Genomic DNA, 13,413 nt, shown 5'->3' with positions numbered 1-13,413 from the left:
GCTGCTATGCGTTCAAACGCCCAGACAGTAGCGCATGACTGCCTTCTGGGCGTGCAGACGGTTCTCTGCCTCGTCGAAGATCACCGAATGCGGGCCGTCCATCACCGCGCTGGTCGCCTCGTCGTCGCGGTGAGCGGGCAGACAGTGCATGAACAGCGCGTCGTCCTTGGCATGTTTCATCAGCGCTTCGTTCACCTGGTAGGGGCGAAGCTGGTTGTGGCGCCGCTCGCGGGCCGACTGCGGGTCGTGCATCGACACCCAGGTGTCGGTGACCACCAGATCGGCGTCGGTGACCGCCTTGACCGGGTCGCGCTGTACCGTGATCGGGCGGCCCTTGCCGGCGCAGTACTCGAACCACGCGGGTTCGGGGTCCAGCGTCTCGGGGCCGGTGAAGGTCAGGTCGAAACCGAACTGGCCCGCCGCATGGGCGAAGGAGGCGAAGACGTTGTTGCCGTCGCCGGACCACACGACCTTCTTGTCGGCGATGGGGCCGCGGTGTTCCTCGAAGGTCATGACGTCGGCCATGATCTGGCAGGGGTGCGTGCGGTTCGTCAGGCCGTTGATCACCGGCACGTCGGCATATTCCGCCATCTCCAGCAGCGTCGCCTCTTCAAAGGTCCGGATCATGATCAGATCGACATAGCGCGACAGCACGCGGGCGGTGTCGGCGATGGTCTCGCCATGGCCCAGCTGCATGTCGGCGCCGGACAGAACCATCGTCTCGCCGCCCATCTGGCGCACGCCCACGTCGAAGGAAATCCGGGTCCGGGTCGAGGGTTTTTCAAAGATCAGCGCAACCATGCGACCCGCCAGCGGCTGGTCGTCGTCCTTGGTGCCTTTCGGGCGGCCGTTGCGCGCGGTCTTCATCGCCTGCGCGGTGTCGATGATCGACCGAAGGTCCTTGGCATCGGTCGTGTGAATGTCGAGAAAATGGTTCATCGTCAGTTCCTTGCGGCGATCCCAAGGCCGGTGCCCCGGGACGCCGTTTGTCGTTTGACCCTTTTGGGGGATCAGGCGGGTTGCGTCACGTCAAGGGTGGCGGCGGCGCGGTCGAGGCGGGTGACGGTTTCGGCGATCTCATCGTCGCCGATGGTCAGCGCGGGCAGCAGGCGGACGGTATTCTCGGCCGCCGGAACCAGCAGCATCTCCTGCGCATAGCCCGCCTTGACCACGTCGGCGGCCTGCACGGCGGGCTTGCAGACAAGGCCCAGCATCAGGCCCTGCCCCCGCACGTGATCGAACACCTCGGGATGCGCGGCCACGAGCCCCTCAAGCTTCTGGCGCAGCAGACCGGCCTTGCGGTTCACCTCGTCAAGGAAACCCTCGCCGGTGACGATCTCCATCACCTTGGCGCCGACGGCGCAGCCCAGCGGGTTGCCGCCGTAGGTCGAGCCATGGGTGCCTGCGACCATGCCGGACGCGGCATGCTCGGTCGCCATCACCGCACCAAGCGGGAAGCCGCCGCCGATGCCCTTGGCGACCATCATGATATCCGGCGTCACACCAGCCCATTCATGGGCGAACAGACGTCCGGTCCGACCCATGCCGCACTGTACCTCGTCGAAGATCAGCAGCGCGCCAGTCTCGTCGCAGATCGTCCGCAGCGCCTGAAGCTGGTCGTCCGGCAGCGGGCGTATGCCGCCCTCGCCCTGGATCGGCTCGATCAGGATGGCGGCGGTGTTCTCGCCCGCGGCTTCTTTCACCGCATCGATGTCGCCGAAGGGCAGGATGGTGAAGCCCGGCAGCAGCGGCTCGAAGCCCTTCGCCATCTTCTCGGTCCCCGAGGCGGCGATGGCGGCAGAAGAGCGGCCGTGGAAGTTGCCGGTAAAGGTCAGGATCTGCGTCTTGCCCGGATGGCCCGCGTCATGCTGGTGCTTGCGCGCCATCTTCACGGCCAGTTCGCAGGCCTCGGTGCCCGAGTTGGTGAAGAACACGGTGTCGGCAAAGGTGTTCTCGACCAGCATGTCCGCCAGCTTCTGCTGCTGCGGAATGGTGTAAAGGTTCGAGACGTGCCACACGGCATTCGCCTGCTCGGTCAGCGCGGCGACAAGGTCCGGGTTCGCATGGCCCAGCGACGTGGTGGCGATCCCGGCGCAGAGATCCAGAAATCGGCGCCCCTCGGTGTCGATCAGCCAGCTGCCCTCGCCTTTCACGAAGGAAAGCGGAGCCCGGTTATAGGTCGGCAGAACGGACGGGATCATGTCGATGGTCCTTGTATGGAAGCCTTTGAAGTGCCGGATAGACGGCAGGCTGTCAATGTTTGAGGGGGTATCTAGGTGCATGGTCCGGTGGCCCATGCGGGATCGTTCGCCGGCGGCTTAGCGTCGGCGTCGTGCGGAAAGCGTATGTGCGCGTACGATCATGCCGAGGTCGATACCGCAGGCGGGTCGCGAAGGGAAGCGGGGAATTTAACAGATTGCCCAAGGACGGCCCGCGGCGCATAGCACAGGCATGTTTGCGCCCCGCGTTCAGAACACCCGGCTGGCCATCCTGCTGATGGTGCTGGCGACGGTCTTCATCGCCGCCACGACCCTGCTGGCCAAGGCCATCGGCACGGGCCGGTTCGGCCCTCCGTTGCACGCGCTGCAGGTCAGCCACGGGCGGTTCCTGTTCGCCTTCCTCGCCATCGGCTTTGCCGCCGCCACCCTGCGGCTACGGTTGGAGTCGCCACGCTGGAAGGTCCACGCGCTGCGCTCGCTGTTCGGCTGGGCGGGCGTCAGTCTGATGTTCGCGGCGGCGGCCTTCATCCCGCTCAGCGACGCCACCGCGATCAGCTTCCTGAACCCCGTCTTCGCCATGTTGCTGGCGATCCCGATCCTGGGCGAGACGGTGGGCCGCATCCGCTGGTCCGCCGCCGTGATCGCGCTGGCGGGGGCAATGATCCTTTTGCGGCCGGGCCCCGAGACGTTCCAGCCCGCCGCCCTGCTTGCCCTTGGCGCGGCGGTGATGCTGGGGGCCGAGGTCATCAGCATCAAGTTCCTGTCGGGCCGCGAGGGGCCGTTCCAGATCCTGCTGATCAATAACGGCTTCGGCCTTTGCATCGCGACGCTTGCGGTGCTGCCGGTCTGGACCCCGCCCACCGCCGCCCAGTGGGCCGCGCTGGCGGCGATCGGGCTGGCGATGCTGACCGCCCAGATCTGTTTCGTGAACGCGATGGCGCGGGCGGACGCAAGTCTGGTCGCGCCGTTCAGCTATGGCACGCTCGTCTTCGCGACGCTTTACGATTTCGCGGTGTTCGGCGTGGTGCCGGACGCGGTGTCTTGGCTTGGCGCGGCGATCATCGTGGCCGGTGCGGCTTTGTTGGCATGGCGCGAGTCGCGAAGGCGGCACGGTGCGCCAGAAAATGCCGCATCGGGCCCGCCCTGACGGCGGGTGACCTTGTATCCGCTGCCATGATCCATAAAATAGGATGACCCAGATGAAATTCGGCCTTCGCGGGTCGGGCGGCATATTGCCCGGCGCGAAAGAGCCGTTGTTGAGAGATTGAGGAACCGGACATGTCCTGGACCGACGAGCGCGTGGAACTTCTGAAGAAGATGTGGTCGGAAGGCCAGAGCGCCAGCCAGATCGCCAAGGAACTGGGCGGCGTCACCCGCAATGCCGTGATCGGCAAGGTGCACCGTCTGGGCCTGTCGAACCGCGCCAGCGGCGGCGGCTCTACCGCCGAGGCGAAACCGGCAGAGACTGAAAAGCCGGCACCCCGCGCCGAGACCGCGAAACCCGCGCCCAAGCCCGAGCCCGCGAAAGCCGCCGCTCCTGCCGTCGAAGCCGAGAAGCCCGCGCCGGTCGCCCGCAAGGCGATCATCCCCGCCGGGCAGCCGCTGCCGCCGCAGCCTTCGGCGAACGAGATCAGCCCCGAGACGCTCGCCAACGTGCGCGAGGTCGAGAAGAAGGCGAAGCGCATCAGCCTGATGGAACTGACCGAGCGGACCTGCAAATGGCCGATCGGCGATCCGGCGACCGATGACTTCTGGTTCTGCGGCCTGTCGGTTCAGGCCGGCAAGCCCTATTGCGAAGCCCATGTCAGCGTCGCCTTCCAGCCGATGAGCTCGCGCCGCGACCGTCGCCGCTAAGGCAGGCCAGACCGAAACGAAAAACGCCGTCCTTCCGGGGCGGCGTTTTCTTTTGTCGCATTGGTGTCGCGGGATCAGTTCCCGCCCAGCAGCTTCAACAACTCTCCCGCCGCGCGGTTGGTAAGCTCTTCCTTCAGCGTGTCCTCGATGTTGTCGAGGCTCTCGACCTCGATCCCGAGTTCCTCGCTGATCTTCTCGGTCACCACGTCTTCGGCCCGGTCTTTCAGTTCCTCGATCTCGTCGCCGAACTCTTGCTTGACCATCGCTTCGAGATCCAGCTTGAAGCGCGGATCGGCCCACGGCCCCGAGATGATCAGCGGCACCCGCAAGCCCTGCCCGGTCTGCTGTTCCAGCAAAACCGGCAACAGGCGATAGTCGAGAACCTGCTCGCCGATACCAACCGTCCCCTCGCCCGTCGCCGTCAGGATCGGTGCGGCTAGTGCGAAGTCGTCGTTGCGCAGCACGCCGCCGTCCACGGTGAAGGTCATCCCGACGCTGTCGAAGATCGTCTTCTGTCCCTCGCCCACGTAAGAGGCGTCAAGATTGCGGATCATCCCGGCGATATCGAGCCCACGCATCTCTCCCTGCCCAAGCTGTAGCGCGCCGTCGCCCGAAAGGCTGCGCATCAGTGCATCGACGCTGTCCCCGACGCCCAGCATGTTCAGCGTGAACTCTGCCGGCGCGTCCAGCCGGTCATAGTCCGCCATCTGAACCAGCAGAGGTTGCAGCGCGAGCCCCGCGCCGGTCAGGTTCGCGCGGATCGACAGACCGCCGTTCCCGTTGACCACGAAGGCGCCGGCGATGGTGCCGCCATATGCGCCCAGTTCGCGGATCTCGGTGACGGCGCGGCCGTCGGCCAGGGTCGTGCGCAGACCGGTCCGGCCCAGGGAGACGATGCCAAGATCGACGCTGTCCGCCGCAAGCGAGATATCCGCGTTCACCGTGTGCAGCGCGCTGACATCGATGCGGTCCGTCGGCCAGCCGGTCGCCGCGCCACCGCCGGATCCACCACCCGAGCTCCCGCCGCTGCCACCACCCAGCGCAGAGAAGTCCAGTGCCCCGCCCGTCAGCCGGCCTACGATGCTGGGCTTCGCCCCCGACAGGTCCACATCCGCCTCGACCGCCAGCCGGTTGCTGTCCAGCGTCAGGGTGCCATCGCGCAGGGTCAGCCGCCCCTCATCCGTGGCCGTCACCTCGGCGTTCAACGCGATCTTGCGGCCCAGCCCCTCGGGGATCGCCGGTGCAGGCTGATCGAGCAGAGCGAACAGGTCCGCCATCGCCGCCATGTCCGCCGTCAGGCGGCCGCCCGCCGCCATCGGCGACAGACCGGCGCGACCGTCGAAGGCAATGCTGTTGCCCCCCACGGTGGCGGCAAGGCTGACGGGAACGGCTCCGCTTTGCAGGAAAGCGGCAAGTTGCGACACCGTCACCTCGGCCCCGACCTGCTGTCCGCGCATAATGGCCGAGACTTTTGCATCGGCGGCGCCTCCGAAATCGGGAAGATGCGCCGTCACGTCGATTGCGGAGACCTCCGTGCGCGCCCCGGCGGCGTGATCGATGAAAACGACCCGCCCGGTCGTCACCCGTGCCTCGTCCACTGCGAAGACCGGCAGGCCGCCGGGGGTCTCGACCGTCTCGGGCACCTCTTCGGTCGGGACGGTATCGGCGGCGGCAGGGCTGGACATATCCCAATTCCGGCGTCCGTCCGCCGCGATTTCCAGCAACACCTCGGGCGCATCCGCCGCGACGTTGGTGATGTGGATGTCACCCCGGATCAGCGCCATGAGGTCGACGCCCAATGACAGACCGTCCGCCTTCAGCATCGGCCCCGCGTCGGACCAGTCGGCATTCGCGATGGTCACCGGTCCGGTGGAAACGCCCAGAACAGGATAGATGGATGGACGGATATCACCCGAGATGGTCATCTCGCGGCCCGTCGCGGCCTCGAAACGTTCGGTGGCGATGCGTGCGATCCGTTCGGTGGGAAACAGCAGCAAGGCCGCCACCCCAAGCAAAACGACGACGCCCAGCGCCAGCACGATCCGGACGATCCAACGCATTTTCTTGCCCCTGCCCTGATTAATTACCGTCAGGATAGGCGGCGCGGCCCCGCCACTCAAGCGGGCGAAGCGGCAGACCGGGAGAACGGCGGGAGTTTTCCGTCATCCCGGCCCGATGGTTTCACCATTGGCCGGTCAGGAAGAACTTGTTCGCCATCGGCGCATCGCTGGCGGGCAGGCCGACGTCGCGGCGCTGTTCCGGGGTCATACGCTGCATCTTGCGGCTTTCGCGATACTGCGCGTCACGCTGAAGAAGCCAGGCCAGCAGGCCCTTGCGGCGCGTGACCTGCGGGACGAAACGGGCGGTGCTTTCGGTACGGGTGGTCATCGGTCCAACTCCTTGGGTTGCTTCGTTGGACTCACTGTCGCAGACGACCGTAGAGTTCTCGTCAAAGCGACCCCGATTTCCGGGTGGCCTTCCGTCAAAAGCGCGTCAAAAATGATGCTGCGGGAATTCACGAAGCGACGCGGCATGCAATCGAAGCTGGAACTGAGGATCGACGGGCCGTTCGAGGCGCGGGACGAAAGCGGCGCGCCCGTCGCCGGTCTGTCTGCGCGCGGACGGGCGATGCTGGCGTTCCTCGCGCTGTCGCCCGATACCCGCGCCTCGCGCGAGACGCTGGCGACGTTGCTGTGGGGCGACCGCGCCGAGACGCAGGCGCGCGGATCGCTGCGGCAAGAGTTGTCGGCGCTGCGCAAGGTGCTGCCGGAAGGCGTGCTTGACGCGGACCGCGACTGCGTGCGGCTGATTGGTGCGGCTGTCGCGCCCCCACCTCCGGGCGCGGTGCTGCTGGACGGTGTCGCGATCAGTTCCGGCGCGTTCGAGGACTGGCTGCGCGATGCACGTTCGCGGCGGGCCGACGATCTGGCCGACAGGTCTTTGACCGCCGCCCGTGCGGCTTTGGCGGCCGGCGACGGCAGGACGGCGCAGGCGGAAGCGGCCCGCGCGCTTGACCACGCCCCGGACAGCGAAGCGGCGTTGCGCTGCCTGATCGACGCCGTCGCGGCGGGCGGGGACCGCGCAACCGCCCACGCCGCGTTTCGCCGCTACGTCGAACGGCAGCACACCGAACACGGAACACAGGTGCCCGCCGACCTGCAGGCGCTGGTCGATGGGGTCCGCGCCCCGGCCGCCGCCCGCCCCGAGGGGCGCGAGCCCGCCGTCGCCGTGCTTCCGTTCGACGAGTTGTCCGGCGGGGCCGGCGACATGTTCGCCGACGGCATCGTCGAAGAGATCACCGGCGCGCTCAGCCATGTGCAGGCCTTCCGCGTGATCGCGCGCCAGTCGGCTTTTGCGCTGAAGGGCGAGGCGCTGGACGTGCAAGAGACCGCGCGCCGCCTGCGGGCCGACTATCTTGTCGAAGGCTCGGTACGCCGCTCGGGCGACAGGGTCCGGATCGCGGTGCAACTGGTCGGTGGCGAAACCGGCGAGACGCTCTGGTCAGAACGATACGACGACCGGATGGACGACCTGTTCGACCTGCAGGACCGGATCGCCGCCCATGTGGCGGGCCAACTTTCGCCCAGCCTGCGGCGTGCCGAGATCCTGCGCGCCCGCAGTTTCCGGCCCGAGGACCGGTCCGCCTACGATCTCGTGCTGACCGCCCTTCCCCATTTCTGGGCCCATCAGAAAGACGAGAACGCCCGCGCCGTCGCCCTGCTGAACGCGGCGCTGGAGCGCGACCCGGACTATGCCCCGGCGCTGGCCTACAAAGCGTGGGCGCTGGCGCAGCAGCCGTCCTACATGTGGTCCGACGATCCCGACAGCGACCACCGCGCCGCCCTGACCACCGCGCGCGCGGCGTTGGAACGGGTAGGCGACCACGCGCCGTCCCTTGTCGCCATCGGTGCGGCGATCACCCTCTCTTCCGGCGAGGTGCGGCTGGCCGAGCGGATCATCGACCGCGCCCTGACCATCGACCCGAACAACGCGTGGGGTCTGATGCGTCGGGGTTGGCTGTACACCTATATCGACCGCGCCGCCGACGCGCTGGACGTCTTCGACCGGGCCGAGGAACTTAGCCCGCTGGACCCGTTCCGTTTCAACATCTTCTTCGGGCAAGCCGTCGCCGTACGCGTGCTGGGTCGCTACGAGGAGGCGATCCGCCTGATCCACGAAGGCATGCACGCCAATCCCGGCTGCACCTGGGTCTACCGGGTGCTGGCCGGGGTCTACAAGCTGATGGGACGCGACGCAGACTCGGACGCGGCACTCGAAAAACTGCTGGAACACTATCCGCACCTGACCGCGCGATACTTGATGAACTGCATCCCGCCTTCGGCCCGCGACTTCCAGCCGGACTATGTCGACGCCCTGCGGCGTCTGGGCTTGCCGGAAGGATGAAGGCGCGCGGCGCGTCCCGGCCGGGCTTGATCCACGCCAGCAGCCCCGAATGACCGCTTCCGTCAGCGTCGCTTAGGCCCTATATCGCGCGCATGTCCCAGAATCCTCCCGACCTGCGCCCCGATCTGGCGCGCGCCCGCGTATCCGAGACCCGTCGCGACGGCCAGCCGACCATCGGCATGGTCTCGCTGGGCTGCCCCAAGGCGCTGGTCGACAGCGAGCGCATCCTGACGCGGCTGCGGGCGGAAGGCTATGGCATCTCGGCCGACTATTCCGGCGCCGACGCGGTTATCGTGAACACCTGCGGTTTCCTCGACAGTGCGAAGGCCGAAAGCCTCGACGCCATCGGCGAGGCGCTGACAGAGAATGGGCGGGTGATCGTGACCGGCTGCCTTGGCGCGGAACCGGAGTATATCACCGGCGCGCATCCGAAAGTGCTGGCCGTGACGGGGCCGCACCAGTACGAGCAGGTGCTGGACGCGGTGCACGGCGCGGTGCCGCCGTCACCCGATCCCTTCGTGGACCTGCTGCCCTCGACCGGTGTGTCGCTGACGCCCCGGCACTACAGCTATCTGAAGATCTCGGAAGGCTGCAATCACGCCTGCAAGTTCTGCATCATCCCCGACATGCGCGGCAAACTCGCCTCGCGGCCGCACAAGGCCGTGCTGCGCGAGGCAGAGAAACTGGTCGAGGCGGGCGTGCGCGAATTGCTGGTGATCAGCCAGGATACCTCGGCCTACGGCACCGACTGGAAGGACCGCGACGAGAAGGCGCCGATCCTGTCCCTGGCGCGCGACCTTGGCCAGCTGGGCGCTTGGGTGCGGCTGCATTATGTCTATCCCTATCCGCACGTCCGCGAGCTTGTGCCGATGATGACGGACCTGATGGCGACCGGCGGCGTGCTTCCGTATCTCGACATCCCGTTCCAGCATGCCCACCCCGACACGCTGCGCCGCATGGCTCGCCCCGCCGCCGCCGCGCGCACGCTGGACGAGATCGCGGCATGGCGCGCCGCCTGCCCCGACCTCGCGCTGCGCTCGACCTTCATCGTCGGCTACCCCGGCGAAACCGAGGCCGAGTTCCAGACCCTGCTGGACTGGCTGGACGAGGCGCAACTCGACCGCGTCGGCTGTTTCAAATACGAAAACGTCGACGGCGCCCGCTCGAACGCGCTGCCCGACCACGTGCCCGAAGAGATCAAGCAGGACCGCTGGGAGCGGTTCATGGAGAAGGCGCAGGCCATCTCCGAGGCGCGGCTGGAGGCCAAGGTCGGCAAGCGGATGCAGGTCATCGTCGATCTCGTCGAGGAAGACGCCGCCACCTGCCGCACCATGCACGACGCCCCCGAGATCGACGGCAACCTGTTCATCGACGAAGGCTTCGAAGCGCTGTCCGCGGGCGACATCGTGACGGTCGAAGTCGACGAGGCCGGCGAATACGACCTGTGGGGCCGGCTGGTCTGAACCTGAAGTCCCTGTCCCAAGCCAGGAAGCGAGGGGCCAGCCCCTCGCGCTCCCCGAGGTATTTTCAAAGAGAAGAAGGAGCGCCTCTTGCCTTCTTCTCTTCCGAAATACCTCGGGGGAGACGCGCCGCAGGCGCGGCGGGGGCAGAGCCCCTTTGCCGCCCGAGGACGCAGGCGCGGCGGTTCAGTCCGCGGGGCAGGCCGTGAAGATCAGTGGACCGTCGGCGTCCTGAAACCAGACCTCGATCACGCCGGGCTCCCACGTGCCGTATTGAAACGCGATCATGACCGGGGCGATGTAGCCCGGCGATGCGCAGTAGCCGAGCCGCGAGAAGGTGCGGTCCGCGTCCCAGTTCAGCGGCAGGGCCGGTTCGAATTCGCAGAAGGTCTCGATCCCTTCCATCGTCGTTTCGGTCAGGACCATGGCATCCTCCGGCCCCTCGCCCTCCCAGTAGCCGCACATCGCGGGATCGGTCGCAAGGCGGCTGGTCTGGGCAGCGGCGGGCAACGTTGCGGCGAGAGACAGGGCGATGGCGGGCAGCAGGCGGTTCATCTTCAACTCCGGACAGTGGGGCGGGGCGTGGCTTTTGATACCCCGGGCACCGCCTGGGACGAAGTTCTTTGGGGCCTGCACGCGCGGATCCCGCCGCGTGTCGGCCTTTACGGCATTAGAAGTGGCAAGCTTGCGCCGCGACCGACATCAGAAACGAGAAAGGGCGCGGTCACGAATTCCGTGACACGCGCCCCTACGAGTCTTCAAGTCGGGCCGTCCGCTCAGCCAAGCACCTTGGCGATGCTGGCGCGCACTTCGTCGATCGCGCCGAGGCCGTCGATCGAGGTCAGTTTGCCCTTGGCGTAGTAGTAGCCGATCAGCGGCGAGGTCTGCTTGTAGTAGGCCATCAGCCGGGTCTTCATGCTTTCGGCGTTGTCGTCGGCGCGCACCGGCTTGCCCGCCGCGCGGGCTTCTTCGGCGCGGTTCACGACGCGCGCGACCAGCGTGTCATCGTCGACCTGCATCTCGATCACCGCGTCCAGCGCCTGGCCTTCTTCCGCCAACAGGGCGCCAAGGGCGTCCGCCTGCGCCAGCGTACGCGGGAAGCCGTCGAAGATGAAGCCGCCGCCGGCATTGCCGGATTCGAGCTTTTCGCGGATCAGGCCGATTACGATCTCGTCGGTCACGAGGTCGCCGCGGTCCATGACCTCTGCCACCTTCTTGCCCATCTCCGTGCCCGAGGTGCGGGCCTCGCGCAGCATGTCGCCGGTCGACAGCTGCACCATGCCGCGTTCTTCCACCAGGATTTGGGCCTGGGTTCCCTTACCGGCACCGGGCGGGCCGAGAAGAATGATGTTCATGTTGGACTGTCCCCTAAGCTTTCGGCGCGGGTGGGACCCCGCGCCGTCTCCTCCAATGCGGCGCCTTTGTCAGCGCCTTGCCGGGCCCTTCTTCGGACGGCGTTTGCCGCGAAGCTGGGATTTCTCGATCAGGTCTTCGTACTGGTGCGCAAGAAGATGCGACTGCACCTGCTGCACGGTGTCCATCGACACGGACACGACGATCAGAACCGAGGTGCCGCCAAAATAGAAGGGGATCGTGAACTGTGAACGCAGAATCTCGGGCAGGAGACAAACTGCCGCAAGGTAGGCGGCCCCCAGCACAAGGATGCGCGTCACCACGTAGTCGAGGTATTCCTCGGTCTTCTTGCCGGGACGGATGCCGGGCACGAAGCCGTTCTGCTTTTGCAGGTTCTCGGCCACGTCGTCGGTCTTGAACGAGACGTTGAACGTGTAGAAGAACGTGAAGAACACGATCATCAGCGCGAAGAACGCCAGGTACAGCGGCTGGCCGGGGCCGAAGTAGGCGAGGATCGTCGACATCACCGGGCCGGTCTGGCTGCCCGAGAAGGTCGAGATCGTGGTCGGCAGCAGCAACAGCGACGAGGCGAAGATCGCCGGGATGACGCCCGCCGGGTTCACCTTGATCGGCAGGTGCGACGAGCCGCCCTCGTACATCTTCATGCCGGCCTGACGGCGCGGATACTGGATGTGGATCTTCCGGAGCGATCGTTCCATGAAGACCACGAAGGCGATCACCGCGACCACCATCACGATCACGCCGACGATCACCGCCGGGCTCAGGGCGCCGGAGCGGCCCGAGGCGAAGAATTGCGCCAGCGCGGTCGGGATTTCCGCCACGATGCCGACGAAGATGATCAGCGAGATACCGTTGCCGATGCCGCGGGCGGTGATCTGTTCACCCAGCCACATCAGGAACATCGTACCGCCGACCAGCGTGATCACCGTTGCGGCGCGGAAGTACCAGCCGGGGTTGGTGGCCAGGTCGCCCGCTTCCAGCGAGACGGCAAGCCCATAGCCCTGGAACAGCGCCAGCGCCACGGTGCCGTAGCGCGTCCACTGGTTCAGTTTCTTGCGGCCCTGCTCGCCCTCTTTCTTCATCTGTTCCAGCGACGGCACCATGGCCGCCAGCAGCTGGACGATGATCGAGGCCGAGATGTAGGGCATGATGCCGAGGGCGAAGATGCCCATCCGGCTGATCGCGCCGCCGGTGAACATGTTCAGGACGCCACCGAGACCGGCGGTCGCCTGTTCCATGAACTCGCGAAGGGCGTTGCCATCGATGCCGGGCACCGGGATGTAGGTCCCGAGCCGGTAGACGATCAGCAGACCGATGGTGAAGAAAATCCGCTGCCGCAGCTCGGTCGCCTTACCGAAGGACGACCAGCTCATGTTCGCGGCCATTTGCTCGACTGCCGATGCCATGCGCGATCTCTCTTAAAGATGCGCCGCCTCACGGTCTCCCGGGGCGGCGCTTGGAAACACAGATAGCGATGTAAGCGCCGGTGGTGGCGCTCACAACCACTTACTCGGCCGCTGCCGGGGTTTTGACGGTCAGCGAGCCGCCGGCCTTCTCGACCGCCTCGACTGCCGATTTCGACGCGCCGGTCACCTCGAGGGTCACCTTGCTGTCGAAGTCACCCTTGGCGAGCACGCGGACACCGTCCAGCTTGCGGCGGACGAGGCCGCTCTCGACCAGCACGTCCTCGGTGATCGTGGACTTGGCGTCGATCTTGCCGGCTTCGATGAACTTGGCGATCAGGCCAAGGTTCACGACGGCGAATTTCTTGCGGTTCGGCTTGTTGAAGCCGCGCTTCGGCAGGCGCTGGTACAGCGGCATCTGGCCGCCCTCGTACCCGTTGATCGCCACGCCCGAACGGGACTTCTGACCCTTGATACCACGGCCGGCAGTCTTGCCTTTGCCAGAGCCGGGGCCACGGCCCACACGCATGCGCTTTTTATTGGCGCCGGGATTGTCCCGGAGTTCGTTCAGTTTCATTGTCGCTTCTCCTTGCCGGATGCGGCCCCCAGCGACGGATGGGCCGACCTCGGCGTTTCTTCGATTGTCGGATTCGGGCCCCCTCGGGACCACCGGAGGCGTATAGACGGGATCGGCGGGGC

The 13,413-nt window shown here is 66.6% G+C and carries 12 protein-coding genes; 4 read left to right on the top strand and 8 right to left on the bottom strand.

Going from position 1 to position 13,413, the window contains the following annotated elements:
* Positions 1-12 precede the first annotated feature (12 nt).
* A complete protein-coding gene (gene argF / locus ACP156_RS13870) occupies positions 13-939 on the bottom strand; it encodes an ornithine carbamoyltransferase (protein WP_425051948.1) in 927 nt (308 codons plus the stop codon).
* A 71-nt stretch (positions 940-1,010) separates the two neighbouring features.
* The gene (locus tag ACP156_RS13865; protein ID WP_425051947.1) at positions 1,011-2,201 is read right to left on the bottom strand and encodes an aspartate aminotransferase family protein; all 1,191 of its coding nucleotides are present in this window, start codon (positions 2,199-2,201) and stop codon (positions 1,011-1,013) included.
* A gap of 250 nt (positions 2,202-2,451) precedes the next feature.
* On the opposite strand from ACP156_RS13865, the gene ACP156_RS13860 reads away from it, so the two are divergent.
* Both ACP156_RS13860 and ACP156_RS13855 read left to right on the top strand, forming a co-directional pair.
* Positions 2,452-3,366 carry a DMT family transporter gene (locus ACP156_RS13860; RefSeq protein WP_425051946.1) on the top strand — a complete coding sequence of 305 codons (915 nt, stop codon included), beginning with the start codon at positions 2,452-2,454 and terminating at the stop codon, positions 3,364-3,366.
* A 131-nt stretch (positions 3,367-3,497) separates the two neighbouring features.
* Positions 3,498-4,073 carry a GcrA family cell cycle regulator gene (locus ACP156_RS13855; protein WP_425051945.1) on the top strand — a complete coding sequence of 192 codons (576 nt, stop codon included), beginning with the start codon at positions 3,498-3,500 and terminating at the stop codon, positions 4,071-4,073.
* A gap of 74 nt (positions 4,074-4,147) precedes the next feature.
* Here ACP156_RS13855 and ACP156_RS13850 read toward each other — a convergent pair whose 3' ends face one another.
* Both ACP156_RS13850 and ACP156_RS13845 read right to left on the bottom strand, forming a co-directional pair.
* Positions 4,148-6,133 (bottom strand): AsmA family protein, encoded by a 1,986-nt coding sequence (locus tag ACP156_RS13850; protein ID WP_425051944.1) that lies wholly within the window; start codon positions 6,131-6,133, stop codon positions 4,148-4,150.
* Positions 6,134-6,254: 121 nt separating this feature from the next.
* Entirely contained in the window at positions 6,255-6,461 is a 207-nt protein-coding gene (locus tag ACP156_RS13845) for a hypothetical protein (RefSeq protein ID WP_425051943.1), read from the bottom strand.
* A 144-nt stretch (positions 6,462-6,605) separates the two neighbouring features.
* Between ACP156_RS13845 and ACP156_RS13840 the strand changes: the two genes are divergently transcribed.
* Both ACP156_RS13840 and rimO read left to right on the top strand, forming a co-directional pair.
* Positions 6,606-8,477, top strand: a complete 1,872-nt coding sequence (locus tag ACP156_RS13840) for a BTAD domain-containing putative transcriptional regulator (protein ID WP_425051942.1) — start codon at positions 6,606-6,608, stop codon at positions 8,475-8,477.
* Positions 8,478-8,569: 92 nt separating this feature from the next.
* A complete protein-coding gene (gene rimO, locus ACP156_RS13835) occupies positions 8,570-9,940 on the top strand; it encodes a 30S ribosomal protein S12 methylthiotransferase RimO (RefSeq protein WP_425051941.1) in 1,371 nt (456 codons plus the stop codon).
* A gap of 183 nt (positions 9,941-10,123) precedes the next feature.
* On the opposite strand, the gene ACP156_RS13830 is transcribed toward rimO, so the two are convergent.
* The 4 genes from ACP156_RS13830 to rplO all read right to left on the bottom strand — a co-directional run bounded on the left by ACP156_RS13830 (position 10,124) and on the right by rplO (position 13,291).
* Positions 10,124-10,492, bottom strand: a complete 369-nt coding sequence (locus ACP156_RS13830) for a hypothetical protein (protein WP_425051940.1) — start codon at positions 10,490-10,492, stop codon at positions 10,124-10,126.
* 221 nt (positions 10,493-10,713) lie between these two features.
* A complete protein-coding gene (locus tag ACP156_RS13825) occupies positions 10,714-11,292 on the bottom strand; it encodes an adenylate kinase (RefSeq protein WP_425051939.1) in 579 nt (192 codons plus the stop codon).
* Positions 11,293-11,361: 69 nt separating this feature from the next.
* Positions 11,362-12,717, bottom strand: coding sequence for a preprotein translocase subunit SecY (gene secY / locus ACP156_RS13820; protein WP_425051938.1), 1,356 nt, complete (start codon positions 12,715-12,717; stop codon positions 11,362-11,364).
* Between the two features lie 100 nt (positions 12,718-12,817).
* Positions 12,818-13,291, bottom strand: a complete 474-nt coding sequence (gene rplO, locus ACP156_RS13815; RefSeq protein ID WP_425051937.1) for a 50S ribosomal protein L15 — start codon at positions 13,289-13,291, stop codon at positions 12,818-12,820.
* Positions 13,292-13,413: the final 122 nt, after the last annotated feature.

The sequence above is a fragment of the Psychromarinibacter sp. S121 genome, assembly GCF_049801035.1.
Classification (GTDB): Bacteria; Pseudomonadota; Alphaproteobacteria; order Rhodobacterales; family Rhodobacteraceae; genus Psychromarinibacter.
This window is presented reverse-complemented; position numbering and strand designations above follow the sequence as displayed.

What these genes read in the sequence shown, in the direction of transcription:
- ACP156_RS13830 (WP_425051940.1), bottom strand. Translation starts at nt 10,492, where the DNA reads ATGAACCGCCTGCTGCCCGCCATCGCCCTGTCTCTCGCCGCAACGTTG.
- ACP156_RS13845 (WP_425051943.1), bottom strand. Translation starts at nt 6,461, where the DNA reads ATGACCACCCGTACCGAAAGCACCGCCCGTTTCGTCCCGCAGGTCACG.
- ACP156_RS13865 (WP_425051947.1), bottom strand. Translation starts at nt 2,201, where the DNA reads ATGATCCCGTCCGTTCTGCCGACCTATAACCGGGCTCCGCTTTCCTTC.
- ACP156_RS13850 (WP_425051944.1), bottom strand. Translation starts at nt 6,133, where the DNA reads ATGCGTTGGATCGTCCGGATCGTGCTGGCGCTGGGCGTCGTCGTTTTG.
- ACP156_RS13825 (WP_425051939.1), bottom strand. Translation starts at nt 11,292, where the DNA reads ATGAACATCATTCTTCTCGGCCCGCCCGGTGCCGGTAAGGGAACCCAG.
- ACP156_RS13860 (WP_425051946.1), top strand. Translation starts at nt 2,452, where the DNA reads ATGTTTGCGCCCCGCGTTCAGAACACCCGGCTGGCCATCCTGCTGATG.
- rplO (WP_425051937.1), bottom strand. Translation starts at nt 13,291, where the DNA reads ATGAAACTGAACGAACTCCGGGACAATCCCGGCGCCAATAAAAAGCGC.
- ACP156_RS13840 (WP_425051942.1), top strand. Translation starts at nt 6,606, where the DNA reads ATGCAATCGAAGCTGGAACTGAGGATCGACGGGCCGTTCGAGGCGCGG.
- secY (WP_425051938.1), bottom strand. Translation starts at nt 12,717, where the DNA reads ATGGCATCGGCAGTCGAGCAAATGGCCGCGAACATGAGCTGGTCGTCC.
- ACP156_RS13855 (WP_425051945.1), top strand. Translation starts at nt 3,498, where the DNA reads ATGTCCTGGACCGACGAGCGCGTGGAACTTCTGAAGAAGATGTGGTCG.
- argF (WP_425051948.1), bottom strand. Translation starts at nt 939, where the DNA reads ATGAACCATTTTCTCGACATTCACACGACCGATGCCAAGGACCTTCGG.
- rimO (WP_425051941.1), top strand. Translation starts at nt 8,570, where the DNA reads ATGTCCCAGAATCCTCCCGACCTGCGCCCCGATCTGGCGCGCGCCCGC.